The organism is Bacteroides sp. HMSC067B03 (assembly GCF_001811315.1).
GTDB classification, from domain to species: domain Bacteria; phylum Bacteroidota; class Bacteroidia; order Bacteroidales; family Bacteroidaceae; genus Bacteroides; species Bacteroides faecis.
The window spans coordinates 2655-4273 of record NZ_KV804341.1 but is presented as its reverse complement, the minus strand read 5'-3'; the positions used below and the strand labels follow the sequence as shown (position 1 = coordinate 4273).

Below are 1619 nucleotides of genomic sequence, written 5' to 3'. Positions count from 1 at the left end.
CGTATTTTTTCCAACTTGGAAAGAATACGTTCCAGCATGAAAAGCCATTTTCCACAGGTGATGATGAAATATGACCTTTGCCCCAGTAAACGAAAGGAAGCGATATGCCAAGTAAAGAGTACTACCGTAAATTGAAGAAGGAAGCGCACGACCTTTATGTACGTGAAGGAATGACGTGCAAGGAGATTTCCACACGAATAAACGTGTCGGAAAGGTCTGTTTCAAGCTGGATTAATGAGAATGACGCACTTTGGAAAAAAGAACGTCAGGCATCTGTTATTTCGTCACAAAAACAGGGTGACAACCTAAAACAGATTATCAACATTCTTGCAGACCAAAAACTGGAGCTGCTGCGCATGATTGACGAAGCCATTGCGGAAGGTGATAGCGACAAGGTGCTCGAACTACGGAAACAGGCGGCTACACTTGACAACAGTGTAGCGCAATGGGGGAACCAGCTCAAAGAGGTGGACAAAAAGAACCGGATTACGCTCGCTATTTACATTGATGTCATGAGCCGGATATTTGATGCGATGAAGGTGTACGATGCAGACCTTTATTTTAAAACACTGGACTTTCAGGAGAACCACCTTTATGAAGCCGCAAAAATGTTGGGATAATGAAAGTCGAAGATAGCAAAGCCTTCAAGGAGTATCAGGAGAAGTTAAAACGTGCGCGGTGCACGGGCAACCTGATTGATCCGGACGAATCGCTGACAGTTCGGATGAACCGCATACAGCGTGCGAAGCGGGATGTCAAGTATCTTGTCGAAACCTATCTTCCCCATTATGCGACCGCAGACTGTGCGGACTTTCAGATCGCTCATGCCAATAGGGTGATGAACGATCCAATTTATAAAGGATATGCCGAATGGGGACGCGGACTTGCAAAATCGGTATGGAACGATGTGATCATTCCCCTATGGTTATGGATCAATGGCGAGACGCATTATATGTGTATCGTTTCCGACACATTTGACCGCGCTTGTGACCTGCTGGAAGATTTACGTGCGGAATTCGAGGCAAACGAACTTTTGAAACACGACTTTGGCGAGCAGTATAATCCGGGATATTGGGAAAAGGGAAACTTCGTAACGATGAACGGCTTTATTTGCAAGGCGTTCGGTGCGAAGCAGAAGGTTCGCGGGCTTCGTAAAGGCGCACACCGTCCTGACCTGTGGATAATTGACGACTTGGAGACACCGCAGACCATCAAAAACAACCGGATGCAGGATGATTATGCGGACTGGATCGAAGCGGACATACTGGCAACCATGACGGGAAAGCGCAGACGTCTGATAGGTGCTAACAACCGTTTTGCATCCCGGATGGTACAGACGATTCTCAAACAACGGCATCCCGACTGGGACTGGCATCTGGTGAAGGCTTATGATCCGGTAACGTATGAACCAGCGTGGAAATCGATGTATTCCCCCCAGTTCTATCGTCAACAGGAAAAGGACATGGGTATTCTCGCGGCACATGCGGAATATAACCACGTACCGCTTGTCAAGGGTAAAATATTCAAGCCCGAAATGGTGAAGTGGGGAAAGCTCCCTGACCTTCACACGATGAATGCGATCGTGGCACATTGGGACATTGCGTATGCCGGGACAGATA

At 47.4% G+C, this 1619-nt stretch carries 2 protein-coding genes; both read left to right on the top strand.

Going from position 1 to position 1619, the window contains the following annotated elements; all coding sequences use genetic code 11:
• The first annotated feature begins 104 nt into the window (after window positions 1-104).
• Complete coding sequence (locus tag HMPREF2794_RS10555; RefSeq protein ID WP_004303263.1) at window positions 105-620, top strand: DUF1804 family protein; 516 nt, start codon at window positions 105-107, stop codon at window positions 618-620.
• A partial coding sequence (locus tag HMPREF2794_RS10550) for a hypothetical protein (RefSeq protein ID WP_070751490.1) occupies window positions 620-1619 on the top strand: 1000 nt, incomplete at its 3' end. The genes HMPREF2794_RS10555 and HMPREF2794_RS10550, both read left to right, overlap by 1 nt.